Annotated in this window: 20 protein-coding genes and 1 pseudogene; 16 read left to right on the top strand and 5 right to left on the bottom strand. The window is 45.4% G+C overall.

Annotation, left to right across the window (positions count from 1 at the left end; translation table 11 throughout):
• Positions 1–27 precede the first annotated feature (27 nt).
• The 6 genes and pseudogenes from G9U52_RS16595 to G9U52_RS16570 all read left to right on the top strand — a co-directional run bounded on the left by G9U52_RS16595 (position 28) and on the right by G9U52_RS16570 (position 5,918).
• Positions 28–702, top strand: a complete 675-nt coding sequence (locus G9U52_RS16595) for a GntR family transcriptional regulator (protein WP_166151477.1) — start codon at positions 28–30, stop codon at positions 700–702.
• 72 nt (positions 703–774) lie between these two features.
• Positions 775–1,794 carry a zinc-dependent alcohol dehydrogenase gene (locus G9U52_RS16590; protein WP_243767379.1) on the top strand — a complete coding sequence of 340 codons (1,020 nt, stop codon included), beginning with the start codon at positions 775–777 and terminating at the stop codon, positions 1,792–1,794.
• An 18-nt stretch (positions 1,795–1,812) separates the two neighbouring features.
• Positions 1,813–2,574, top strand: coding sequence for an SDR family oxidoreductase (locus G9U52_RS16585; protein WP_166151475.1), 762 nt, complete (start codon positions 1,813–1,815; stop codon positions 2,572–2,574).
• 319 nt (positions 2,575–2,893) lie between these two features.
• A pseudogene (locus G9U52_RS16580) lies at positions 2,894–4,419 on the top strand (MFS transporter).
• 235 nt (positions 4,420–4,654) lie between these two features.
• Positions 4,655–5,437: a class I SAM-dependent methyltransferase gene (locus G9U52_RS16575; RefSeq protein ID WP_166151473.1), complete on the top strand. Its 783-nt coding sequence runs from the start codon at positions 4,655–4,657 to the stop codon at positions 5,435–5,437.
• 100 nt (positions 5,438–5,537) lie between these two features.
• Positions 5,538–5,918, top strand: coding sequence for a methyl-accepting chemotaxis protein (locus G9U52_RS16570; protein WP_166151471.1), 381 nt, complete (start codon positions 5,538–5,540; stop codon positions 5,916–5,918).
• 156 nt (positions 5,919–6,074) lie between these two features.
• Here the strand turns inward: G9U52_RS16570 and G9U52_RS41390 are convergent, their stop codons facing one another.
• Positions 6,075–6,302: a hypothetical protein gene (locus tag G9U52_RS41390; RefSeq protein WP_207953019.1), complete on the bottom strand. Its 228-nt coding sequence runs from the start codon at positions 6,300–6,302 to the stop codon at positions 6,075–6,077.
• Positions 6,299–6,931: a DUF2238 domain-containing protein gene (locus tag G9U52_RS16565; RefSeq protein WP_166151469.1), complete on the bottom strand. Its 633-nt coding sequence runs from the start codon at positions 6,929–6,931 to the stop codon at positions 6,299–6,301. Before G9U52_RS16565 ends, G9U52_RS41390 begins: the two co-directional genes overlap by 4 nt.
• A gap of 119 nt (positions 6,932–7,050) precedes the next feature.
• Here G9U52_RS16565 and G9U52_RS16560 point away from each other — a divergent pair, with 119 nt between their 5' ends.
• From G9U52_RS16560 to G9U52_RS16515, 10 genes are all read left to right on the top strand, one after another.
• On the top strand, positions 7,051–7,770 hold the full coding sequence (locus G9U52_RS16560; protein WP_166151467.1) for a GDSL-type esterase/lipase family protein: 720 nt from the start codon (positions 7,051–7,053) through the stop codon (positions 7,768–7,770).
• A 197-nt stretch (positions 7,771–7,967) separates the two neighbouring features.
• Complete coding sequence (locus tag G9U52_RS16555) at positions 7,968–9,578, top strand: gamma-glutamyltransferase family protein (RefSeq protein ID WP_166151465.1); 1,611 nt, start codon at positions 7,968–7,970, stop codon at positions 9,576–9,578.
• A 196-nt stretch (positions 9,579–9,774) separates the two neighbouring features.
• Positions 9,775–11,091: an ABC transporter substrate-binding protein gene (locus G9U52_RS16550; RefSeq protein WP_166151463.1), complete on the top strand. Its 1,317-nt coding sequence runs from the start codon at positions 9,775–9,777 to the stop codon at positions 11,089–11,091.
• Positions 11,092–11,143: 52 nt separating this feature from the next.
• Positions 11,144–12,013, top strand: coding sequence for a sugar phosphate isomerase/epimerase family protein (locus tag G9U52_RS16545; RefSeq protein WP_166151461.1), 870 nt, complete (start codon positions 11,144–11,146; stop codon positions 12,011–12,013).
• A 24-nt stretch (positions 12,014–12,037) separates the two neighbouring features.
• Complete coding sequence (locus G9U52_RS16540) at positions 12,038–12,910, top strand: carbohydrate ABC transporter permease (RefSeq protein WP_166151459.1); 873 nt, start codon at positions 12,038–12,040, stop codon at positions 12,908–12,910.
• 33 nt (positions 12,911–12,943) lie between these two features.
• Complete coding sequence (locus G9U52_RS16535) at positions 12,944–13,771, top strand: carbohydrate ABC transporter permease (protein ID WP_166151457.1); 828 nt, start codon at positions 12,944–12,946, stop codon at positions 13,769–13,771.
• A gap of 82 nt (positions 13,772–13,853) precedes the next feature.
• Positions 13,854–15,644, top strand: coding sequence for a sensor histidine kinase (locus G9U52_RS16530; RefSeq protein ID WP_166151455.1), 1,791 nt, complete (start codon positions 13,854–13,856; stop codon positions 15,642–15,644).
• Complete coding sequence (locus G9U52_RS16525) at positions 15,641–17,263, top strand: response regulator transcription factor (protein WP_166151453.1); 1,623 nt, start codon at positions 15,641–15,643, stop codon at positions 17,261–17,263. The genes G9U52_RS16530 and G9U52_RS16525 overlap by 4 nt, the downstream gene beginning before the upstream one ends.
• 48 nt (positions 17,264–17,311) lie before the next feature.
• Positions 17,312–18,379: a Gfo/Idh/MocA family protein gene (locus G9U52_RS16520; protein ID WP_166151451.1), complete on the top strand. Its 1,068-nt coding sequence runs from the start codon at positions 17,312–17,314 to the stop codon at positions 18,377–18,379.
• Between the two features lie 36 nt (positions 18,380–18,415).
• Complete coding sequence (locus tag G9U52_RS16515) at positions 18,416–19,252, top strand: sugar phosphate isomerase/epimerase family protein (protein ID WP_166151449.1); 837 nt, start codon at positions 18,416–18,418, stop codon at positions 19,250–19,252.
• A 206-nt stretch (positions 19,253–19,458) separates the two neighbouring features.
• Here G9U52_RS16515 and G9U52_RS16510 read toward each other — a convergent pair whose 3' ends face one another.
• From G9U52_RS16510 to G9U52_RS16500, 3 genes are all read right to left on the bottom strand, one after another.
• Complete coding sequence (locus tag G9U52_RS16510) at positions 19,459–20,604, bottom strand: GNAT family N-acetyltransferase (RefSeq protein ID WP_166151447.1); 1,146 nt, start codon at positions 20,602–20,604, stop codon at positions 19,459–19,461.
• 61 nt (positions 20,605–20,665) lie between these two features.
• Positions 20,666–21,130, bottom strand: coding sequence for a RidA family protein (locus G9U52_RS16505; RefSeq protein ID WP_166151445.1), 465 nt, complete (start codon positions 21,128–21,130; stop codon positions 20,666–20,668).
• Positions 21,131–21,161: 31 nt separating this feature from the next.
• Positions 21,162–22,766 (bottom strand): N-acyl-D-amino-acid deacylase family protein, encoded by a 1,605-nt coding sequence (locus tag G9U52_RS16500; protein WP_166151443.1) that lies wholly within the window; start codon positions 22,764–22,766, stop codon positions 21,162–21,164.
• Between the last annotated feature and the right edge of the window lie 28 nt (positions 22,767–22,794).

Raw genomic sequence — 22,794 nt, 5'->3', positions numbered from 1 at the left:
ACGAGTAAATAAGATGAGGTGAAGGATATGCAATTTCCTGCGATATGGCTACATGGGGATTCACTTGGCGAGAAAATTTCTTGTGAGCTTCGTTTACGCATTATTAATGGAACGATTTCTCCGGAGACAGTAATAACGGAAAATCAATTGGCCGCTGAATTCGGTACGAGTCGCTCACCCATCCGGGATGCACTCAAGACACTATCGAATGAAGGTTTAATTCGTATGGAGCGGATGGGTGCTGTAGTGATCGGACTTAATTTAAAGGATATGAAGGAGCTGAATGATGTCCGTTTTTTAATTGAAGAATTTGCCATTCAGACATTGTCAGATACTTATAATGAGCTGAAAATAAAAGAACTACAACACATTATTGATAAAATGAAATTGGCTGCAAATCATGATGAGCCTGTACAATTCGCCTACTATGATTTGTTGTTTCACGAAACCATTATTAGAAGCGCCCAACATACACGAATTTTACATATGTGGAACCATATACGTTATGTGGTGCTGACAACCTTGTTGGTGGCAACCGAGCGACGTTTTTTCAATAATAAGCCAGCCATTCAGCCTCTCATTAATCGGCACAAGCTGATCGTGGATGCTTTGGTTTCGCGTGACCATTCCTATATAAATAGAATTGTTCGGGAGCACTTTTTGGATACAAAAAAAACGTTGGACGAAAGTTTATTTCAATAAGTATTTACAGGGGGTGTGCAAATACATATAATCAAGTTGTCGACAAGTGTACAAGATGAGGAGCAAACTATAATGACTTTAATGAAGGCTGGATTATATATAGCTGAAAAACAGGTAACGGTAGGTCAAATTGATATACCGGATCTACAGCCGGGCGAAGCGCTGGTTAAGGTGGCTTATGCAGGTATTTGCGGAACCGATATGATGATTTATTCGGGAAAGCATCCGAGAGCCAAAGCGCCGCTCGCGATGGGCCATGAGTTTTCCGGAGTCATCGAGAGAATAAATGGTGAATCCTCTTTTATTGTTGGCAGCCGTGTCGTTATAGAACCTACACTGAGCTGCGGCAAATGTGAAGCCTGCCTAGCGGGAGAAACCCATGTATGCAAAACCTTAAAGCTGCTTGGAATCGATAAGCATGGTGGCTTTGCTGAATATGTGGCAGTGCCTCTAGACAGGCTTCACCAGATTCCCGATGGACTGTCGGATGCTCATGCAGCTCTTGCTGAGCCTGTAGCCGTAGCAGTTCATACGGTTCGCAGGTCGAATCTTAAGGCTGGGGATAGTGTGATGGTTTTAGGTGCCGGCCCTATTGGCCTGTTGGTTGGCATGGTTGCTAAACAGGCAGGTGCCAGCCAGGTGATGATCTCCGATCTTAGCCCCTATCGCCTACAAAAGGCAGAACAGCTAGGGCTTATTGCCTTTAATGCCAAAGAGGTTAACATCACTGAAGAGGTGATGAAACGGACTGCTGGTAATGGTGCAGAAGTTGTTTTTGAGGTAGCGGGGAGCCAGGCCACGGCCAAGCAAATGATTGAAACTGTCAAAACGCAAGGGCAAATCGTCGTTGTAAGCGTATTTAAACAAGCGCCTGCAATTGATTTGGCGGCGATGCACTTTAGAGAAATTTCTTTAACGACAACACGCTGCTACAGCAAGGGCGATTTCTCCAAGGCAATTCAGCTTATGCACAATGGGGAGATTGATGTATCCTCGCTTATTTCGCATGAACTGCCACTTGAACAGCTTGCGGAAGGCTTTCATTTTATGGAAAATCCCGATGTTTCAATAAAGGTGCTTTTCCATCCCTAATAGAAGAGGAGAGAAGATATGGGAACCCAACTATTTAGTTTAGAAGGCAAAACGGCTGCTATAACAGGAGCTACCCGAGGAATTGGACGCTCTATGGCGTTGGCGTTAGCAGAGGCTGGTGCTGACATTGCTTTACTTCAGCGATCTCCCGAGCAAACAGAGCTAAAGGAAGAAATTGAGCGTATGGGAGTAAAGTGTTCGATCATTGCCTGCGATTTGGAAAACACCGAACAAGTAAAATCCGCTATCCCGAATGTGGTAACACAATTTGGAGCTCTCGACATAATGGTCAACAATGCCGGCATCCAGCGCCGTTCGCCTTCTGTTGACTTTCTGGAATCCGATTGGGATGATGTTTTGCAAATCAATTTGAAGGTAGTATGGCTTCTATGCCAGCAGGCAGGACGTTATATGGTACCGAGAGGGAAAGGGAAAATTATTAATACCGCTTCTTTGCTCTCCTTTCAAGGGGGGATTACAGTTCCTGCTTATGCCGCTGCCAAGGGTGGGGTTGCCCAACTGACCAAAGCATTAGCGAATGAATGGGCTCGCCATCATGTGAATGTGAATGCCATCGTTCCTGGCTATATTGCTACGGATATGAATACAGCCTTAATGGATGATCCTGTCCGAAGCGTGCAAATTCTAAACCGGATTCCAGCAGAGCGATGGGGCAACCCTGATGATTTTAAGGGAGCCGTTGTTTACTTGGCTTCAGAGGCCTCGAATTATGTTCATGGCCATATGCTCGCAGTAGATGGAGGTTGGTTAGGTCGTTAAGCCATTACTCACAGAAGGTCAACCATGCTGTTGTGGTTGGCCTTTTTTGTGCTCTGCCGTAGTCAGAAACAGATGGTTACCATAGCCGTATAAGCCGGCGCAACGTGGGAGAACATAGTCCTCATTGGGATAAACTCATGAGGGCTTTTTAGCTAATTGCAATGGTTTTTAACATGAACCAATAATATAAATACATGAACTCAGCAGAAAGGGGTGTGCTATGGATCATTTAACGCACAAACAAAAAGTTACTATCATGATCGCCCTTATGGCTGCGATGTTTTTTGCGGCTATCAACCAAACGATTGTAAGCTCAGCGATGCCCCGAATTATTGCTTTGCTTGGGGGCATAGAATATTACTCTTGGGTAATGACCATATACATGCTGATGTCTACGATTGCAACCGTCTTGGTCGGAAAGTTATCAGATATGTATGGAAGGAAGCCATTTTGCTTGGAGGTATCATTATCTTTATGGTTGGATCCTTTTTAACGGGATTATCAACCGATATCTTCCAAATGATCATTTACCGAGCTATCCAAGGCATCGGAGCCGGTATTTTAATGTCTGCGACGGTTACTGCAGTAGGAGATTTGTTTGCTCCGCGTGAAAGAGCCAAATGGACTGGGATTATGATGTCCATTTTTGGTTTCTCCAGTATTCTTGGTCCAACACTTGGCGGGATTATGATTGACCATATGGATTGGAAATGGCTATTTTGGATTTTTCTCCCGCTTGGTATTATTGCTTTTTTTATGATCTGGTTTATGTTTCCCAAAACGGCACGCAACGCCTCGAAGTCGATCGATTACTGGGGATCCCTTGTTCTTTCGGCTACCATCGTCGCTTTACTGCTGGGCTTCTCATGGGCAGGAAATAAATACGCCTGGGATTCAGTCGAAATACTAGGTCTCTTTGCCGCTACACTAATTGGCATTATCAGTTTAATAGTTATCGAAAGGAAAGTGGGAAATCCTGTTTTACCGCTGTCTTTATTCAAAAACAGTACAATAACCATCTCAATTATAGTAGGTTTTATGATAAATGCTGGCATGCTGGGAGCCATGATGTATTTGCCGTTCTTTGTTCAAGGTGTAGAAGGGTTAACGCCTACGCAATCGGGCTTTGTGAATATGCCGATGTCGATTGCGATGATTATTCTAAGCACCTTGGCAGGGCGATGGATATCCAAGTCAGGGAAATATAAGCGCTTTGCACTTATTGGGCTAGCCGCGATGATTACCAGCATGATTATGATGGCCTATATGGACAGTGTGGCATTTGCTGTAGCCAGTATGACTGTGTTTGGCATCGGGCTTGGACTAAGTATGCCCGTATTTACCCTGACTGTGCAAAATGCAGTGCCGTCATCTCAGCTTGGCGTCGCTACTGCAACTTCTACGCTATTCCGAAACTTGGGGGGAACGATAGGGATTGCCTTATTTGGATCGGTTATGAACTCGGTGATGGCAAGCAATATGCAAAAAGCGACGGCTTCTGGAGCGGGTGTTGACTTATCAAAGCTTGATCCCCAAATTGCTGGACAATTGACCGATTTATTGGACCCCAAATTACTGTTGAACCAGCCCTTATTGGAGAAATTACCAACGATGCTACCGGCTGAGGTACAGCCTTTGGTCACACAAATGATTGATATGCTGCGTTCTGTATTAAGCCAAACGCTCTCAACTGTTTTCATAATTGGTGCTATTTTAGTCGCTATTGGATTAGTGTTCGCCTTCTTCTTAAAGGAAATTCCGTTGCGCACATCCAATGATAGCCAGGTAGACCAGCTAGAAGAAGAAAAAGTCAAAAAGTCAAAAAAACCTTTGCTCGCTAAATGAAAAAGGCGTGCCGGATTTCCTCGGCGCGCCTTTTCGCTCATATTAGCTGCATAATTCCTCATATTCTTCCTTGAGCGTGAGGAGGATTTTTTGTATGGGAGTAGTAGTAAATCATATGTACAGCTTAAAAAATGTATGGTAAAATTGAAATGAATTTCATTAAATGATACAATGTTTCATCTAATGAAATATTTATTAGGCAAAGCACTGATTTCGAAATAGGGAGGGAATTACCATGGAAGACTCGATCAAAAACCAAGTACAGCAGCAGTTTGCTAAAAACGCCGGGAAATATGTCACAAGCACTGGCCATGCCAAAGGCGAAGATTTGTCATTACTTGTCTCATCCTCTATGGCCAATACAACTATGGATGTGCTTGACATAGCAACGGGTGGCGGGCACGTAGCGAACGCCCTCGCCCCTTTGGTTCATCGTGTGACCGCCTATGATTTGACCGAAGAAATGCTAATGACTGCTGCCGAATTTATTCGTGGTAACGGCCATTCCAACGTCGACTTTGTTAGAGGGGATGCAGAAGAGCTGCCTTTTCCCGACGCTTCTTTTGATCTCGTTACTTGCAGGATTGCGGCTCATCATTTTCCGAATATTCCAGCTTTTGTTGCTGCAGCCTTCCGAGTCGTCAAACCAGGTGGCAAGCTACTGCTTATTGACAATGTTTCTCCCGAAATCGAACGATTCGATCAATTCTACAACCAGATAGAAAAGCAAAGAGACCCGAGCCACGTCCGGGCTTGGAAAAAGTCGGAATGGATCAACCTTTTGGAAAGCATAGGTTTTCGTATGGAGACGATCGTTTGTTACCCTAAGCCGTTCCAGTTTCAAGACTGGTGTGAGCGGTCGGGGCTTCCAGAGGACGAAATAGCTCTGTTGGAAACCAAGCTATTGCAAGCCTCGAAGGAGCTGCAGGATTTTTTCTCGATTCGAACCGATGAATCAGGCGGACTCTCAAGCTTTAAGGGAGAAGCTGTTTATTTTCAAGCGGTACGTATCTCTTAACTTTCATATGACTTTAGGGTTAGGTAGTCAAATAGAATTAGGTATCGATAAAGCATCGCTATGTAGGCTCATACCATCATAAGGTGCTTCTTTCGGTTATTTGCTGTACAACAATTACAAGGAGAATTACAGCTCCATCCGCAAAAACACGGCGATACTTGATGCCGTTGCATCTGCGGTTATTCCCTTACAGATGGACAAAGTTGCGCATAATGTACAAGAAGGCGTGCGGATTATCCATGAATCTGGAGCTTCTTTTGAAACGATTACTCATTTCGTTCGTGAGATAAACAAGCAGCTGTTTGATGTCTCAGCTACTTCACAGCAAATGTCAGCAAGCACCCAGCAGGTGAGTGCATCGGTGGAGGATCTACTTATGATTGCCAAGGTATCCTTATCCCGTACCGAAGAGGTATCAGGTCAAAACCAGCCAGCTACGTACGGAAATGAGGGGAATTCTGGAGAGCTATCAGGAACTTAGCTTGATGTCTCAGCAGCTTCAAACTACCGTCGGCAAATATACACTGTAAATAGAGTGCTTGATTTCCATAATCAAAGAAACAAAAGACCGCTGGCTTCAAAGCTTGCGGTCTTGCTTATATATCCGTTCATCACACCGTTATTTAAGCTCTCCCAGTTATTCCTCCAGATTGTCCCAAGTACTAGTAACTCCAAAACCCGGCAGGACGAAAATCGATGTTGCAAACCGAAAGCGGCCAACTCTTTGGCCCAAACTATGCTTTAAGTGCTCTGCTTCCGAAAAAGCCTTCTTCGTGTTGGAATAAACCAGCCCTAAACAGGGGATTTTATCGACACGACCACATTTGAAAATTTCGGCTACGATTCGCTTTATTGCCAGCCTCATCGAGATGAGAGTGCCTTCTTTCTTTTTTTGCGGGCCATCATTACAAGAATGATGCTAGTTATTACAGCACCCGCGAATGCAAGACCCATATCTTTCTCAGAGTCAAACATGTCTCCTTGGAGTCCGACATATTCCTGGCCTATTTGTCCAGCTAAAGCAGCCACCAGCATTTCAATAATTTCAAAAATTGCGCTAAGGCTGAGAATGTATGCTATTGGAGCTGTAAATGACCAAAAACCGCGTATGACGGTGAATCGAGTTAAAACCTCACGTACAGGATAAACACCCAGAAATCCGAACGCAAAATGAACGAATCGATCAAAATAACCTCGCTGAGTGTGATAGGTTGTTTTTAACCACGCATCTATGGGAGTTCCTTGGTATGTATAATGAGCGGCATATGTATGGAGACATAAAAACACAAAAATCAAGGCATAAGCTGAATTTGAAAATTGAAATTTTTTATAGGTAAAGCAAAGGCAAATAAACAATAAAATTGTAAGTATATTTTCCAACAACCATAGTTTGCGATCGGATGGGGAGATAGCCATATAGCACCAAAAGGAAATAAATATCAATATGATTACCTGCAACCACCCGTTTTGTAACAATTTAATAAGACGAACCATGCAATCTACCTCCATTTGGACCTAAGTTCACACTACTCTTGTTCTTAATTAAGTATGGGGCTTTATTTGAAAATAATTCAAAGAATACAATAAAATATAAATAGTATAGGAGCTGGATTATGTTGAGCTGGAAAATCAAATGGCTTCTAGTCGTATCACTTGTAGCAAACCTTATATTAATGGGTATCCATTCGAAATCTAGCGGTTTCTCGATGTTGGCAAATAAGGGGACTTCCATAATCGAGGGCACCCAGGAAGAGGGGGAGACCACTAGTTACTCTCATCGAAAGAGCTTATTCGAGTTATTGCCGGTGCACGAAAATAGTATTGTCTTTCTGGGGGATAGCTTAACTGAATATAACGAGTGGCACGAAGAGTTTGGGAAAGAGTGGATATTAAATCGGGGGATCAGCGGAGATACAACAAGTGGTATTTTAAAACGACTAGATCATATTATCGATATTAAAGCTTCGAAAATATTTTTGATGGTCGGTATTAATGATTTAGGCAATGGAAAGAGTGTGGGTTCAATAACGGACAATAACGAAAAAATAGTTAAGAAAATCCTGAAGGAATCTCCCGGTACCGAGCTGTATCTCGAAAGCTGTCTACCTATTAACGCAGATTTATACGGTAACAGATTAAATAATCAAGACGTGAAGAAAGTAAATTCAAATCTACAAACGATAGCTATGAAATATAACCTTACTTATATTGATTTATACTCAGTAATGTTGGATGGGGATAGCTTAAATAAAAATTACACGAAAGATGGCCTCCATCTTAATGGTGAAGGGTACTCTACGTGGAAAAAAGCTCTTGCTAAGTTCATTACATAGTCATGGCAAGCCACAAACTTGATAATGGTATACTTTAGGTTGAATGCCACTAATTACCGATCAGATGCCGCGGCAGCTGGCATTCTTTGGAAACCCATTGACAGGCTTTAAGTAATGGCATAATAATTAACATCAAACGACAGCCATCATTTCTATTTGGTTTGTTATTTATTTTGATTAACAAGGAGAGATTACCCATGATGAATTATGATTCGTTATTTAATCCATACCCTTCTCAAAGAATGGTAACTTACGCAAGAAAGGGTATGGTTACGACAACACAGCCCTTAGCCGCACAAGCGGGACTCCATATTCTAAAAAAGGGCGGGAATGCGATTGATGCCGCAATAGCGACGGCCGCTTGCTTAACTGTCGTTGAACCGAATTCCAATAGTATCGGTGGCGATTGTTTCGCCCTAGTATGGGTCGATGGAAAGCTGCATGGCCTTAATTCCAGCGGACCTTCACCAGCTTCGATTTCTGTAGACAAAGTTCGGAGTGAAGGACACAGCGCCATGCCTACTTACGGTATGGTACCGGTAACAGTTCCAGGAACACCGGCGGCTTGGGCGGCTATGTCTGAGCGATTCGGCAGACTCCCCCTTGCGGAAGTGCTGCAGCCCGCTATCGATTATGCGGAGCACGGCTTTCCGGTATCGCCAACCATCAGTAAATATTGGATGGACGGCTACAAGGCTATTCGTGCATTAAACAGCGATCTGTATGATCCCTGGATGGAGACCTTTGCACCGTTAGGGCGAGCTCCTTATGCCGGAGAAATATGGCGTTCGGGAGATCATGCCCGTACCCTGCGTTCGATCGCAGAAACGAATGCGGAATCATTTTACCGTGGCGAGCTGGCGGAACAGATAGATGCCTTTTTTCGAAAGCACGGGGGTTTCTTGAGAAAGGAGGACCTGGGAGCATACAAGCCAGCATGGGTAGATCCGATTCGTGTCAATTACAGAGGTTATGATGTCTGGGAAATCCCTCCAAACGGTCAAGGCTTGATCGCCCTTCTAGCGCTGAATATATTAAAAGGTATGGATTTTGACGCCAAAGATACAGTAGCTACTTACCATAAACAAATTGAGGCCGTAAAGCTGGCGTATGTAGACGGATTGAAATATATTACGGATGCCAGAAAGATGAAGGTAACTGTCGAGCAAATGCTTTCCGATGATTACGCTCGGGAAAGAAGGGAATTAATTGGCGCAAAAGCTTTGCTGCCTATGGCAGGGGAGCCACCCAAGGGCGGAACCGTGTATTTGGCGACAGCCGACGAAGAGGGGAATATGGTGTCATTTATCCAAAGTCATTCTGGTGACTTTGGCTCCGGAGTTGTCATTCCTGGAACTGGTATTTGCATGCAAAATAGGGGAGCGGGATTTTCGCTAGACCCTGAGCATGATAATGTCCTTGAGCCCAGTAAACAAACACGCCATACGATTATTCCCGGATTTATTACGAAGGACGGTATGGCGGTCGGTCCCTTCGGTGTAATGTGCGGATCGATACAGCCTCAAGCGCATGTACAGCTTGTGATGAATACAATTGACTTTCATCTGAATCCACAGGCTGCTCTGGATGCGCCCAGATGGCGATGGATTAAAGAAAAAACGATTGAAGTGGAGCCGCAGTTTCCGGATCATATCGCTCAGGCTTTGGCAAGACAAGGCCATATCGTATTAAGGGCGCTGGATTCAGGGATGTTCGGGCGGGGGCAGATTATTTGGAGAAATGCCGTTACCGGAGTGTTGGCAGGCGGAACGGAACCTAGGGCGGACGGTGAAGTGGCTGCATGGTGATTGGCGGATTTGGTTGCTGCCATGTCTGCCCATATCGGTATCGCTATCAAAAAGATGGATTATTAAGCTTATTATAAGTGCATTAAAAATTTGGATGTTATATTAATTGGCTGGTATACCCCTAACAGCTAACACCAATATATAATATTGTTGTAAGGTGAATGTTAAATTAAATAACATGAATTGAGGGGATTATATGAAAAAATCTTTCATCCAAAAATCACTGCTCGTTGTTGCCTCTGCCGCTCTCGTTACTGCCACAGCTTGCGGGAATAGCGACACCCCGCAAGCAAGCTCAGCACCAGGTGCGGCAGCTAAGGAACCGGTAACCCTTACCATGGAATATAACTGGTCAAGTCCAAATGTGGACAACCAGCTGTATAAGGAACGGATTCAGAAGTTTATGGAATTGAATCCAGGGATCAAGATTGAGGCGCAGGATATCCCCTCAGCACAATACCGAACCAAGCTGCGTACGGAAGCAGCGGGCAATAGTATGCCTGATATGTTCATCCTGTTTCCGGGAATAGAAATGGATCCGTATATCGATGCCAAGGTGCTCATGCCTTTGGATGAGATCATGGACACATGGAAAGATGTTTTACCCGCCCAGGCATTAGCTGGATATAAAGTAGATGGTAAGCAGTATGCGATTCCGACGAAAATGACCTTTGTTGATATTGTTTATTACCACAAGGATATGCTAGCGAAGGTTGGCTATAACCAATTTCCGAAGACCTACGCCGAGCTTCTTGATTTGGTGAAAAAGCTGAAGGCAACTGATGTGGTTCCTATTGGAATCGGTAATAAGAATAGATGGCCACTCCAATCCACAGTTCTCTCAGCAGTTGAGGATCGGGTAGCCGGAACGGACTTCCTGACCAAGGTGAAGCAGGGTCAAGCCAAGTTTACAGATCCCGAATTTATTAAAGCACTGAGCATTTTTGACGAGCTGACCAAATTGGGGGCGTTCAACGCCGATCTGAACACGATGGATGAAGTTCAGCAACAGGATTACTTCCTGCAGAAGAAGGCTGCTATTACAATGACAAGCTCAACGATCGATACCAAATTCAGGATTAGTAATCCTGAAGGCGGAGATAACATAGGTATTGCCCTTTTCCCATCTGTTGAAGGAGGGAAAGGAACAGCTGGCAAAAGCGCGGGAGTCGTTCAGTACGGTATCGGGCTGAGTAAGGAATTGAGTGGAGCCAAGAAAGAAGCCGCCTTTACATTCCTGAAGTATTTCTACGCACCAGAGCTGTACCAGAATTTGATGAGCAAAGGAATTGTCGTCCCGGCGAAAGGGGACATGCCGGCAGACACCAGTAAATATTTGAAGGAAATGCTAGAGTTGACTAAAACTGGTGATGCACTAGTATTTGACAGTGTCATGCCTCCAACCGTTAAGGACGTGATCGAGAATGGCCTCCAAGCTATTACTATGGGTCAAAAAACACCCGAGCAAATCGCTCAAGATATGCAAGCTGCGATGGATAAAGTGAAAAAATAATAATCAGCAGAAGGCACGTAATGCATCAAGAAGACTGTAAGGAGGAATGGCAGTGAGAGCCTCAATCGGAGGATTTTCCTTTAATCAGCTGTTAAGCGATGGCGAAATGGACATCTTCGGATATCTCGAAACGGTCAAATACCGCTATGGGCTCGATGCAGTGGATTTGTGGAACGGCTTTTTCTGTGACCGTAATGTACCCATCTGGACTTTAGCAGGTGACGACTACCTGAGAAAAATCAGAAAGGCGCTTGATGAGAAACAGCTGACCGTTGCCAATTTTGCAGTGGACCGGGCCCATGTATGGGACCCGGATCCCGAAGTAAGAGAGCAATTACATCGAAATGCACTGGCCCATTTAAGGGCTGCAGATATACTTGGAGCAAAGTCGGTTCGTATAGATACGAACCGAGGTCCAGGTATCATGACGGAGGAACAGTTTGATTACACAGTCCGGTGCTACCAGGAATATGCTCAGCTGGCTTTGGACTTGGGATTCACGGTTGGTCCGGAGAATCATACGGGAGCATCATTGAATCCTTACTGGATGAAGTTGGTCGCGGAAGAAATAGACCATCCTGGTTACGGCATTCTGCTACATATCGGACGTTGGAACGAAGGCAATAATCAGGGAGATCTCATGGTCGCTCCTTATGTTAACCACACTCATTTAGATGCCCGCACGCTTGTTTCCTCGCAAGCTGAGGAAACGGTCAGACTGCTGACGAACATCGGATACACGGGGTATTGGGCCGTGGAGTATAACGCTCCTCTGAACTCATATACGGAACTTGAATGGGCACTTGGCTCCATGAAAAGAGTATTGGCACAAGTAGAGGGGAAAGTTCCAATGCTGGAGGCGTTTCCTCCTGCCGGAGGTCGGGGAGCAATGCCTTCCCTTCCTCGGTATCCCTCTCATTAAATTTAGAGCGAAGGAAGGCTAAATATGAATGTAACGAAGCGGATGGGAATAACTATATTTGTCGGAATGCTGCCCGCCTTGATTATTTATATCGGTATTGCATTGGTGCCCGTTGCGATGTCATTCTATTACTCATTCTTTGATTGGAACGGCTTGTCCGCTATGACCTTCATAGGCTTGGACAATTATGTTTCTATTTTGAAGGACGGCATATTTTGGAAAGGATTTCAAAACAACATTTTCATGATGGTAAGTGGAATAGTAGGGCAATTGCCATTGGGGTTGTTTTTCGCGCTGCTGTTAAATCGATCTATGAGAGGTCTTAAACTATATCGCTCTGTTTTATTCTTGCCGGTTATTATCTCGGCAGTCATCGTTTCCCTGGTGTGGAACATGGTTTATGGTATGGAATCTGGGCTGGTTAATCAAATATTTGGCCTCTTAGGTTTAGATGCTTGGAAGCAGAACTGGCTGGGTAGCCCGCGATGGGGGATGTTATCGGTAAGTATTACCTACCTCTGGCAAAACTATGGATTCTACATGGTAATCTTTCTTGCCGGCTTGCAAAATATTTCTGAAGAAGTTAAAGAGGCCGCACTCATGGATGGGGCGAAAGGATGGACGCGCTTCTGGTATATTACGCTCCCGATGCTAAAGGAAACCATCTGGGTGACCCTCATCTTCTCGATCAGCAACAGCTTCCGTGTATTTGACCTGATCTATGTAATGACTGCCGGAGGTCCGGCACATAATACCGAGGTCATGAGCATTTATATGTATACGAATGCATTCTCGAATATGAGCTTCGGGCTTGGAAGCGCGGTTTCCATACTGATTCTGATATTCAGCCTGATTGCGATTTATGTTGCCAAATTGATTACCCGTGGAAACGAATAATTAAGGAACGCTGCAAAGGAGGAGCGAAGAGCTATGCAAACATCATTTGGCAAAAAAACGTTTATTCACCTGCTATTGGCGGTATTATCCGTAATTAATATTATTCCAATCCTGTGGATGGTCATCGGCTCCTTTAAGACCGAGGGAGACTATGCCACCAATCCCTTGGGCTTACCCAAGGTTTGGAATTTCAGCAACTATGCAGAAGCTTGGAAGGTTGCCCATCTGGGTACCTATTTCTGGAATAGCGTGCTAGTGACAGCTGCCTCCATTATACTGACAGTACTGCTTGGAGCACTGACCTCCTATTTCTTATCAAGATTTGAATTTCGGATACGTGGCTGGTTATTTGGATTGTTCATCGTGGGCATGACCATCCCGATTCATGCAACACTCGTTCCTATCTTTATTCTAATGAAAAATATCGGGCTGCTGAATACACACCTTTCATTGGTGCTTCCTTATACGGCCTTTCACCTCTCGATTACTATTTTTATCCTCGCGGGCTTCATGAGGGGCTTCCCAAAAGATGTTGAAGAGTCAGCCGTTATGGATGGGGCCGGTTTATACCGAATATTCTGGTCGATCATCCTCCCGATGACCCGTCCTGCACTAGCAACCGTCATTATTATTAATTTCATATACAATTGGAATGAATTTTTATTCGCGCTTGTCCTGATTAATAAAGCTGCCTTGAAAACACTGCCTTTGGGATTGGCTAATTTTGCAGGTACAGAGACTCGATTCCAAACTCTACAGATGGCTGCATTGACCATGGCACTTCTTCCGCTGATCGCCTTTTACCTGGCAATGGAGAAGCAATTGATACAAGGTATGACTGCAGGAGCAGTCAAAGGGTAATCGTCAATATTTGTAGGCTTCCATACGACCCGGCTTTCCTTTAAAGTAAGAGGAGGAGCATTAAGGTCAAGGGGGGATCGATATGAAGACGAACGGAACCGGTTTATTGAATTTCAGCTTGAGAAGGAAATCAATCGCGATTTTTTTTCTGTTGGTCACGCTTCCCTCTTTGCTTGTTGGTTATGTGATACTAAGCTGGTTTGACGCTATATTAAGACAGCAGTTCATAGACTCTATGGAAACCAACCTGAATACCATCGAGTTGAATCTGACTGAAAAGATCAAGGCAGTTGAGGATATATCGAATTACATGATTTATCAGGATAATTTCCGGAATTTCATGGAAACTCCAGCTTCACCCGATAACAGAGAACAAATCAATAAAGATAAGGCGGCCATTGAAGGGTTTATTGCGTTCCAAACCATGTCGAAGCCATATATTAAATCGATATCCCTGCAGGGAATAGGTGGTAATGAGCTGCAAATCGGCGAGCCTGTAAAAGGATTGGAAACCAAATGGACCGACCAGGCGAAAGCAAATAAGGGTCGAATCGTCTGGACGGATTCTTACCCACTGGAGAGCGGTTGGACAGGCAGTAAGCGAGTTGTCTCGATGATCAGAGTCATTAACTCCTTCGAAAATCCTTCGCGACCCGTTGGTGAGGTCATTATACGTTTGGATCAGTCGGAAATAACGGACTTATTGTCCAATGCAGTAATTAAGGAGCAAGGCTCCATATTTATTGTTCGTTCCGACGGCAATGTACAGCTTCACCAAAATGAGAATCTGATTGGCCAACTCTATCCGAATCATGCGTTGATGAAGGGAATTTCAAAGCCCTCGAACAAAGTATTCTCCTTAAGGGAGGAAGGCATTTCTTATGTTATTTTCAACCAGCATATGAAATCGACCGGATGGAATATTGTTGCAATGATTAAGGACAAGACAATTGTCGAAAAAACCAATGCGATTAAAGCCTCACTGCAAATATTAATGTTCGTCATTCTAATATTTGGTTTGTTTGCATTAGCTGGCTTTGAGCTGGCGATTATTCGCCCCATACTCGCATTGAGAAAAGAGACGCACCGGCTGAAGCAGGGCGATTTTTCCGCACAGGTGGAAATTCGCTCACATGATGAGGTTGGGGAGCTTGGCAGACAATTTAATAATATGGTCATAACGATGAAGGATCTGATTGACAAAAAGTACAAGCTGGAGATTCGGCAAAAGGAATCTGAGCTGAGAATACTGCAAAGTCAGATGGATCCGCATTTTCTATATAACACGTTAGATATGATCCGCTGGACAGCCAGACTGGAAAAGGCGCCTGAAACGAGCCAGTTGATTGAGACGTTATCCCGATTTTTTCGTATGGGCCTCAATAGTGAGAAGCGTTTTACGACATTAGCTGGCGAAATGGATTTTGTTAGGGCTTACCTGAATTTACAGCAAAAGCGGATGGGCAGTAAGCTGCAATTTAGCCTGTTTATGGAAGCATCACTTGAGGACACGGTCTTGTTGAAAAAGGTGATCCAGCCGTTTGTTGAAAACAGCATCAAGCACGGCTTCAAGCGAGGGGGCGGCAGGATTGATGTGCGCTGCTATCGGGACGGGCAAGATTTGACTATAGATGTTATGGATTCAGGGATCGGATTTGCCAAAGATAAAATTCAACAGATCCGTCAGGCGCTTAACGAAAGGATCGACGATCCAGCTTTGATGGAACATGCTATCTGCAATATACATGAGCGGACATTACTGGTTTACGGAAGCGGCTATGGTGTCGAGCTGCCCGATGATCAGATGGAAGCTGGAGCATGCGTAAGGCTAAGAATACCTCTATGGATGAATGGACAGGAGGAAGAAGCATGACCATCAGAATGCTGATCGTAGATGACGAGCCGATTATTTGCCAAGGGTTAAGACTGACGATACCTTGGGAGACGATAGGTGTGGAAGTGGCAGGTGAAGCCTATGACGGCATAGAGGCTTTGCAGTTCGTAGCTGATGAGCCGATTGATTTGATTTTGACGGACATTCATATGGAAGGGATGGACGGACTTGAATTAGCCAAAAAGCTGAAGGAGAAGCAGCCGCAAATTCGTATCATCATTCTTAGTGGTTATGATGATTTCGAATATGCCCGGCGAGCCCTTCGGCTTGGAATCGAGGATTATTTGCTTAAGCCGGTAAACATTGATGAGCTAATGACCATGGTGCAAAGAATAGGCCAGGAAATCATGCAGGAGGCTGAGAAGAAGCATAGGAACGAGCAAGAGCGCCGATTAAAGTGGTTGACTGAGCTCATCCAAGGGGAAGGAACTGTGCAAGAGGGGGGGGATATCCCGTTCCTTATAGCAGATGGTGTTCAATCCTTTAGGCTTATAGCAAGTCAACTTGAGGATTACGCAGGTTGGGCTTATAGCACGCCGGATGACCTGCGACGGTCGCTTCGAAACCAATGGGAAGAGGCGGTCACCGCCACATTAAAGGGCTGCTATGAAGAGGTCGTAGCCTACTTTCATCATCCGAATTTGCTGATTTGTTTGTGCAGGGGAGCCTGCCAAGTAAGTAACCTGGATTTGGAGGCAGCTCTGCTGGAAGCAAAGGTCTTTGTGCCGGATGTCCCGCATCTGAATTTCGGTATCTCCGCTATATATGCTAACTTGGAGCAGGCTTATCCCGCTTATATAGAAGCTGTCTCTGTTTTGCAAGAAAAGCCGATTTCCGATTTGCGCACCGTTATGTTTTATGAGGAGGAGCGTGTATCCAGGAAGATCCATCAGAGCCATCTGTCGTTTGCCCCGTCAGAGCTGGAGAAACAACTGCTGCATGTGCTTTTTTACGGAAGCTATGAGGAATTGGATGATATTATTGGAAGGATCGTACAGGATTTCCACGATAAGGGTTGTGTGCTGAAGGAAATTTTACAAGCAATCAAGGAATTGAGCATTATTCTTCAACATAAACTACGAACCAATGGGATCGATTTGTTGGGGCATGCTGATTTATTCAACGCGCAAAAAATCGATTTGCTGGTACATAACTCCAGTCGGGCAATGGAATCATTGCTTCGCCGTGAGCTGTGGTCGATGTTTGCGATCATTCATTCTTCGCTTGAAGGCAAAGATCATTGGATTGCTGAAAGGGTCAAAACATACATCGATTCCCGGCATACCACGGACTTGAAAGCATCAGAGGTAGCTGCCTGGCTCAAAATTACTCCGAATTATTTCAGCATCATCTTCAAACAAAATTTTGGCAAGGGCTTTGCCGAATATTTGAATGAAGTCCGCATTGACCATGCCAAAGCCAGCCTAATTGAAACGGAGGAGCGTGTATTTGAAATAGCCGAGAAAGTTGGGTATCGGGAATATAAATATTTTTGTTCGATTTTCAAAGCCTATACGGGGATCACACCTACCCAATTTCGGAAGCTTGCACAAGCGCCGTCAGTGTCACTCAGACCAACGGCAGCATATAAGCGCTAAGAGCCATAGAATGGAAAGTTGGCAATCACAAACCTGGAGGAATTAGATATGAAAAAGTTGAAAATTGGTATTATTGGAGCAGGTAGCATTTCAACCTTACATTTGGACGCCTATGCTAACAACAAGGAAGTTGAGCTTTATGCGATTTGCGATATGAATATAGGACGAGCGGAGGAAAAAGCAGCCAAATATGGAATTCCCCATGTGTATGCTAACATCCAAGATTTTCTGGCAAACGCCGAGATAGAAGCTGTAAGCATCTGTACATGGAATAACTCGCATGCTGAATTCAGTATTGCTTCTGTGGCAGCCGGCAAACATGTTCTTTGTGAAAAACCACTTTGTCAAACCGTTGAGCAGGCACTCGAAGTCCAGGCTGCCGTTGAAGGTAGCAATAAGGTGTTTCAGGTCGGGTTTGTCAGGCGTTATGGAAATACGACGCAAATATTGCGCAAATTTATTGATGCGGGCGATCTTGGCGACATCTATTACGCCAAAGCCAGCTACCTCCGCCGACTAGGCAACCCCGGCGGTTGGTTTGCTGATACTAACCGCTCAGGAGGTGGACCGCTTATCGATCTAGGCGTCCATGTGATCGATTTGTGCTGGTACTTAATGGGCAAGCCCAAAGTCCAATCGGTGAAAGGCAATACTTATAATAAGCTGGGTAACCGGGCGAATGTGGAGCATTTATCCTTTTATCAGGCCGCTGATTATGATGCCACCAAAAACGATGTGGAGGACCTTGCCAATGCGCTGATTTGTTTTGAGAACGGTGCTTCTATTATGGTGGATGTCAGCTTTACGCTGCATGGCATCAAGAATGATAACACGATAAGTATCTATGGGACCAAAGGTGGTGCCCAAGTGGAGCCAGAGCTGCAAATCGCGACGGAAAAACACGATATCATGTTGAATCTTCTACCGCAAGCAGATACACTTACGTTTGATTTTGTTGCGGGATTCCAGAATGAGATCAATCATTTTGTTCGTTGTTGTCTCGGTACGGACGTTACGCTTAGTCCAGTGGAAGACGGTGTGGAAATCATGAAGATCTTATGTGCTGTCTATGAATCCGCTAGAACAGGGAAAGAAATTCGTTTTGATGGAAATTAACAAATAGGCTGAGATAAATGGAGGCTGAGCATAACGATGAAAACGAGCTTAAGCGTATGGAGCTGCCACAAATATTTTTATGATAAATCATGGACGAATGCAGATTTCATACATTTTGTCGGCAGGCAGACGAAAGCGGACGGTGTTGAACTTCTGCATCGCTTCTGGAATCCAGAAACCGATATTGGGCAGGTTGAACTAGCGCTACAGCAAGAGGGACTGGAAGTGGCGTGCGTTGGAGCTAGTAATAACTTTGCTCTACCTGACGCAGTCAATCGACAGGATCAATTACAACAAATAATCGAGTCCGTGGATATCGCCACTAGATTCGGTGCCAAGGCTATTCGTGTATTTTCCGGCAATCAGCAGGAGGGAGTCGCGTTTGAAGAGGCAAGGCGCTGGATCATTGAGGGACTCAAAACGGCCGCCGACTATGCAGGCAGTAAGAATACGGTGCTTTGTCTGGAGAACCATGGACTCTTTGCAGGAAAGGCTGAGCAGGTTAGCTCGATCATTCGGGAAGTGGATTCTCAGGCGCTGCGGAGCACGTTCGATATGGGGAATTTCATGCTTGTCGACGAGAATCCTAATGATGCCTTTAATCAATTACAATTAGAGATTGCGCATGTTCACTGCAAGGATTTTATAAAGGTGGAGGAAGGCTTTCCGGGTGAAACCTATACTTCCCTATCGGGTGATACATATGCGGGTACCATTATAGGCGAAGGAAACGTGGATTTGCCATACCTTCTGGGTCGCCTTAAGGAGAATCGTTATAACGGCTGGTTGACCATTGAATTTGAAGGTAACGAAGAGCAGAAGGCAGGTTCCATCCAGTCTATCGAGAATTTAAAGAGCTTACTGGATAGGTAACCAAATACCCATTGAAAATAAATTATTTGTTTGAATAAGAGAGAGGCATTCGGGTGGCTGAATGTCTCTCTCTTTATATTGCAAGTAAGAGATGAACGTAAAGAGTAGGCCGGGATTGCAGGCCTACTCTTTCGTATGGATCAGTAAATACTTAACGAGAAATGCTGATGTTCGAAGGATAGAATGTATCCCGCCCTAATCGATGATTAAATGTAATAAAGTCCGTTTGTATAAGGAAGCGGAATAGTCGACCACTCCGGTATCCTTGTCCTGTGGGAAGAGGCAGGATCGAAGAATAGCGAAACCAATTCGGAAGGAGTCATGGTAATTGTGGTTTCTCCGGCTTCAAGGCGATATGAACCATCCATCTGAGTGGAACAATGAAGCTGCCCTTCATACAAACTATTCACGGCAGCCTGATCAAAAACCCGCTGCGGGTTCACGACGTAGACGGTGCCGCTGTTCGCTTTTGTAACCGAAGGTACAGCAGCCTTCTGCAGCAGTTGGATTAGCTGCTGCTGGTGCCAGCCTACTGGAATCTCTAGCAATGGTAGATTCCAACGTTCAACGGCGTCGGCTAGCAGAATCCCGACTTGAGCTGCTGGTCCAGCCGATTCGATGATTGTCGGTGGTTTGCTGTCCGTAGAGTGAGTTGGATCCGGGACTGCAATTACAGCGAATGATTCGACGCTTCCTGTTAGACGTGCACCGACTAACGTCTGGTGCGACAATCTCAGGCAGCTGGCATAAGCTTCCGCATCAATGAGCTGGGCAAGATCGCTCATACTCTGTTCATACTTGACCTCGCGGGCTGCTGCTGCGGCATGAAGCGCGAACATATCCTTAGCCTCTAAAGAGCGCAGGATAAGAGGGCTGGAGCCTCCAATGCTGCCGTCATCTAATGCCATCGCCGTAATTTTAAGACGAGCGGCGCTTTCCGCATCCAGCGTGAATCGCTCCGTTTGACCGAATGGATAACAATGAACACGGGTATACAACGATCGGTCTCCCGAGATGAAAAGCAGAGAGGCACCGGCTTCATCGGCATGCAGCTTGCAGCGGTCGAGCAATTGACCCGCGATGCCTTGACCGCGATAGTTCGGATGCGTGCACACTGCACCCATAGAAAATACATGGAGCTTTGCTTTGCCAACTTGCATGATAGATGGGACAAGCCCCATGAAGGAAACGAGCATCCCGTCTTCAAATGCCCCATAAGAATGGCTGATTCCAGGTTGGAAAAGTAACGGGAAGCTCTTGCCCATTGAGCTTTGTCCTGTTGTGCGGAAGATGTCATCGGCCAATCTAACAGCCTGGCTCAGTTCATCATTTTTGACTAATCGAATTTCCATTTCACAATCGCCCCTTTTAGATTCATCCTATGAGCTTCATTGTCCGTTAAGTCCTATATAGTTAGTCGCGTATCTCTGCAATAATCTCTATCTCTACTGGTGTATGAAAAGGCAGCTCACTGGTTCCGATAGCGGATCGGGCATGTCTGCCGTTATCACCGAACACCTCTACGAGCAAATTGGAGGCTCCATTGATGACATAAGGCTGGTCGGCAAAGCCGGGTGCGCTGTTCACGAATGCGAGCATTTTGACAATTTTGACAACTCGGTCCAAGTCGCCAAGGTATCCTTTCATCACAGCTAGACAGTTAATGATCGTCTGGCGGGCTGCTTCTTGACCTTGTTCAATGGTAAGCTCCGTTCCCAGCTTGCCCTCGTACATTAATTCTCCATTAATACGGCAGTCCTGGCCGGATAAATAAATGAGATTGCCGGTTTGGTTGCAAGGGATATAAGTAAACCGTGGTTCTGGTGAAGGGGGCAGCACGATACCAAGCTCTTGTAATCTTTGTTCTACTTTTGACATAGGAATGAACCTCCATGAATAGTTAGTTTTATTAATGACTGCAGCAATGTTGAGCCCTTATTAATTGCCCGGCTCTTGCGTGTGTATGCTGCTCTCGAGCAAATGTTGGTTTACCACCTACGATAACCTGTGTGAGACCCTCTGGATACTGCCTCGGATTATCAAAAGTAGCATGATCCTGGATAGTCTCGGGATCGAATACCGCCAGATCGGCTGCATATCCGGGGACGATCAATCCACGTTTGCCTAGCTTGAAGCGCTGCGCGGGGAAGGAAGTAAGCTTGCGAACCGCTTGCTCCAGAGTCAATACCCGTTCGTCGCGCACATATTTGGCGAATACTCTTGGAAAAGTGCCATAGAGTCGCGGGTGAGGCTTGCCAGTCTCACATGTTAAGCTGTCCGAAGCGATTAACGACCGTTCGTAACCTACTACTTGCTTGACATCCTCGTCAGCCATGTGGAAATAGACAATGGATATTCGACCCGCCTCTTCAAGCAGCAAGTCGAGCATACAGTCTACAGGGTGCTGGCCTCTCATCTCGCTAATCTCTGCAAGATGCTTTCCTTCGAGAACACGGTTCGTTTCGGTATGAACAGCCGATATGTAAATGCTTTGCCAGCCCGTGGAGCAGACCAGATTATCCCAATCCTCATGCTCACGCTCCAGCTCCTCCCGGATACGTTTGCGTGAACCGGCGTCTTTGCATAGCTCCAATGCGCAATCAATGCCGCCTTCGAGAGACCATGGCGGAAGTACGGTTGTTAATGTAGTGGAACCGGCACTGTAAGGATAAACGTCGCAGGTAACATCAAGCCCACGTGCACGTGCTTGCTCAATCATTTCCATGGCTTCCATGACCTTACCCCAATTTCGTTTGCCAGCCGCCTTCAAATGACTGATGTGTAGCGAAACACCGGTTTTCTCGGCAATCCAGATGACCTCTGAAACGGATGGGAGCAGGTTATTGCCTTCACCGCGAATATGAGTCGAGAATAGCCCATTATACTTCGGCAAAATGGAGCAGAGCTCGGCTATTTCCTCCTTGGAGGTATAGCTGCCGGGAGCGTAGAGCAGCCCGATGGAGAAGCCGATTGCACCTGCTTTAAGCCCTTCCTCGAGAAGCTGCTTCATGACCTGCAGCTCGAGGGTTGTAGCATCGCGTTTGGCGAACCCCATCACGGCAATCCTTAATGCGCCATGTGCTACATAGGTAGCGATATTCTCGGAGGGGCTGGAGCGCTCGAGCGTATCCATATACTGGGCAACAGTTTCCCACGGCCATTCCCATGTTGTCTTCCCAAGCACGGGCTGTACATAGCTTTGCAGCAAGTCGGCATGCTGCTTGAAGAAAGGGGCAGGTGCAAGCCCACAATTGCCAACAACCTCAGTTGTTACGCCTTGCCGAATTTTGATTTCGCTGTGGGGATGATCCAGAATCATCAGATCGGAATGGCAATGTCCATCGATAAATCCCGGAGAAATAACCTGCCGATGGACATCAATGGTGCTGTGTGCCTCCTGATCGAGTCTTCCAACAGATGTAATGAGTCCATCCTTAATTCCCACATCGCCTAGAAACCATGGATTGCCCGTACCATCAACAATGCGACCATTTTTCAATATGAGATCAAGCATAATAACGACTCCTTCGAAATGGATTCTA

It is taken from the genome of Paenibacillus agricola (assembly GCF_011440305.1).
GTDB lineage: Bacteria > Bacillota > Bacilli > Paenibacillales > NBRC-103111 > Paenibacillus_S > Paenibacillus_S agricola.
The sequence above is the reverse complement of the archived record's forward strand: the minus strand, read 5'-3'. Positions and strand labels throughout refer to the sequence as shown.

Coding starts and splice junctions, on each gene's coding strand:
- G9U52_RS16595 (WP_166151477.1), top strand. CDS start 28: ATGCAATTTCCTGCGATATGGCTACATGGGGATTCACTTGGCGAGAAA.
- G9U52_RS16590 (WP_243767379.1), top strand. CDS start 775: ATGACTTTAATGAAGGCTGGATTATATATAGCTGAAAAACAGGTAACG.
- G9U52_RS16585 (WP_166151475.1), top strand. CDS start 1,813: ATGGGAACCCAACTATTTAGTTTAGAAGGCAAAACGGCTGCTATAACA.
- G9U52_RS16575 (WP_166151473.1), top strand. CDS start 4,655: ATGGAAGACTCGATCAAAAACCAAGTACAGCAGCAGTTTGCTAAAAAC.
- G9U52_RS41390 (WP_207953019.1), bottom strand. CDS start 6,302: ATGAGGCTGGCAATAAAGCGAATCGTAGCCGAAATTTTCAAATGTGGT.
- G9U52_RS16565 (WP_166151469.1), bottom strand. CDS start 6,931: ATGGTTCGTCTTATTAAATTGTTACAAAACGGGTGGTTGCAGGTAATC.
- G9U52_RS16560 (WP_166151467.1), top strand. CDS start 7,051: ATGTTGAGCTGGAAAATCAAATGGCTTCTAGTCGTATCACTTGTAGCA.
- G9U52_RS16555 (WP_166151465.1), top strand. CDS start 7,968: ATGATGAATTATGATTCGTTATTTAATCCATACCCTTCTCAAAGAATG.
- G9U52_RS16550 (WP_166151463.1), top strand. CDS start 9,775: ATGAAAAAATCTTTCATCCAAAAATCACTGCTCGTTGTTGCCTCTGCC.
- G9U52_RS16540 (WP_166151459.1), top strand. CDS start 12,038: ATGAATGTAACGAAGCGGATGGGAATAACTATATTTGTCGGAATGCTG.
- G9U52_RS16535 (WP_166151457.1), top strand. CDS start 12,944: ATGCAAACATCATTTGGCAAAAAAACGTTTATTCACCTGCTATTGGCG.
- G9U52_RS16530 (WP_166151455.1), top strand. CDS start 13,854: ATGAAGACGAACGGAACCGGTTTATTGAATTTCAGCTTGAGAAGGAAA.
- G9U52_RS16525 (WP_166151453.1), top strand. CDS start 15,641: ATGACCATCAGAATGCTGATCGTAGATGACGAGCCGATTATTTGCCAA.
- G9U52_RS16520 (WP_166151451.1), top strand. CDS start 17,312: ATGAAAAAGTTGAAAATTGGTATTATTGGAGCAGGTAGCATTTCAACC.
- G9U52_RS16515 (WP_166151449.1), top strand. CDS start 18,416: ATGAAAACGAGCTTAAGCGTATGGAGCTGCCACAAATATTTTTATGAT.
- G9U52_RS16510 (WP_166151447.1), bottom strand. CDS start 20,604: ATGGAAATTCGATTAGTCAAAAATGATGAACTGAGCCAGGCTGTTAGA.
- G9U52_RS16505 (WP_166151445.1), bottom strand. CDS start 21,130: ATGTCAAAAGTAGAACAAAGATTACAAGAGCTTGGTATCGTGCTGCCC.
- G9U52_RS16500 (WP_166151443.1), bottom strand. CDS start 22,766: ATGCTTGATCTCATATTGAAAAATGGTCGCATTGTTGATGGTACGGGC.